This is a genomic window from Elusimicrobiota bacterium (genome assembly GCA_026388095.1).
In the GTDB taxonomy this organism is placed as follows: domain Bacteria; phylum Elusimicrobiota; class Elusimicrobia; order UBA1565; family UBA9628; genus UBA9628.
Window position 1 is genome coordinate 1 of record JAPLKL010000024.1, and the last position, 2116, is coordinate 2116.

General features: G+C 68.8%; 1 protein-coding gene. It reads right to left on the reverse strand.

Annotated features, from left to right (window positions below; translation table 11 throughout):
• On the reverse strand, positions 1–2116 hold a 2116-nt coding region (locus NTY77_06450; GenBank protein ID MCX5795115.1), incomplete at both ends, for a hypothetical protein.

Sequence of the window (2116 nt, forward strand, 5' to 3'; positions counted from 1 at the left end):
CTGGCCGGTCAGGAGGATGACGTTCTCCTCCGGCACGCCCAGGACGGCCTGGGCGTAGCGCGCGAAGGACGCGGCGTCGCGCTCGGCGAAATTGGCCGCGGGCAAAGAGCGGTAGCGCTCCACGCCGATGACCAAGGCGAAATCGTCGGGCCGGGGCTCGCCTTTGCGCGCCGGAAGCGCCTCGGCCTCCTGGACTTGGGGGGCTGGCTGAGGCGCGATCCGGGGCGCAGCGTAGGCGGGGGTCGCCATCACGAGTTTGCCGGCGGCCGCCGGCCTCGGCCGCGCCGCGTCCTGCGCGATCTGGGCATCGGTCGCGGCGAAGTCCAGCATCCGGACCTCGTCGATCTGCCCGTTGAACCATTCACCCGGGCCGCATCCCCCTTCGGTGGTCCCCGGCGTATAGCCGATGCCCATCGCCTGCGGCTCCGTCCGCGACAACCCGTACGGCCAGGGAGCTGTGCCGTCGAGCCGGCCGTTGACGTAGACTTTCAGGGTGGCCCCATCATAGGTGCCGGCCGCGAAGGTCCATGTGTTCGTGGGGATCGCCGTCGTTCCGACGGCGGAGGCGTGGGGGCCGCTGCCGTTCCGTCCCATATTCAAGAACAGCTTCGATTCTATCATGGCGAAGTTGTACTCGATGCAGTACGCCGTGCTGGGCCCGTTGGTCTTCGTCACGATGTCCCTGATGCCGCCCCAGCCGGCGGCAGGCTTTATCCAGGCTTCGATCGTGAACTGGGAAGGGTTGAGCGCGGCAGAGTCGGGCACCCGGACGCCGGTGTCGGCGCCGTTGAAGCTCAAGGCGCTCCCGGACCGGCCCGCGGACCAGGCGGGCGAGCCGACCAGCGTGCCGTCGCTGCCGTTGCCGCTGGAGTCATGGGCTGTGCTCCCCGAGCCTTCGTCAAGACGCCACAGCCCCACAGCGCCCGCCTCCTCCTGCGGGGCCGGCTCGTGATTGCGTATGGGCCGCAGGCGGTCCTGGGCCGGGTCGTAGACCTCGGCCACGGCGCTGGCCGCGGACCGGTCCGAATCCAGATGCCCGCTGAAGAGGTATATCTTGCCCCCAGCCGCGACCGCCCGCGGTGAAGACCTGGCCTCCGTCAGTGGTTCGGCTTCGTACCAGAGCCCGGTGGCCGCATTGTAGACCTCATGCGCGGCAAGATACCGGGTTCCGCTGCCCTCGCCGCCCAAGACATGGATCGACCCGCCCAAGACGGGCGCTGCGAAGCGCGTCCGCGCCATGGGCATGGACGGCGCTTTGGACCAGGAGTCGCTCTTGGGATCGTAGACCTCCACGGTGTCGTACGGCGGGCCGCTGATCGGATGCCCGCCCAGCGCATAGATCCGGCCTCCAGAGACGGCCAAGCCGGGGTCGCAGCGGCCGGTCGGCATCGGCGACAGGCGCTTCCACGAATCGGCGCGGGGATCGTAGCCCAGGAACTGCCCCGAGCACTGCGCGCCCATGACATAGAAGATGCCGTCGACCACGGCCCCCCTCGACATGCCCGCAGTGGGAACCGGCGCCCGGGCCTCCCAGGTCCTGGTCTCGGGGTCATACACCTCCAGGCGATCGGACGGTCCTTGGACACCCGACCCTCCGGCCACGTAGAACCTCCCGTCCATGAAGGCGGCCGCTGCGTTGAGATGTTGGGTGTGGATGCTGGGAAGCTGAGACCAAGTCTGGCGCAACGGGTCAAAGACCCACAGATCGGATTCTTCCCGTTGCCTGACCCCCCCTGCCATGATCAGGCCGTCTTTCTCATCAAGGGCCGCGTACTGTACCGCGAAAGGGATGTCCTTGAGTCTCGTCCAGGGAGTACGGAGAGGAGGAGCCGCGGCGACCGGCGGCGACGACGGCGGCGGGCCCTGGATCGGCCGGGCCTTGACCCCGCCGCCATGGCCGGACCCCGGCTTCCTCATCACGAAATTCTGCAGAGCGAACCCGGTGAAGTCGCCCAGGTTCCCGCCCGTGGTCACGCCCTTGTAGGTCCCGATGATGTTCCCGGCCGGGCTCAGCTTCGTGACCGAGGAGACGCCCGCGTTCATCACCCACACGTCGCCGGAAGCGTCGACGGCGATGCCGCCCTTCGGGTTCCTGCCCGCGCTGTAGGTCCCGATC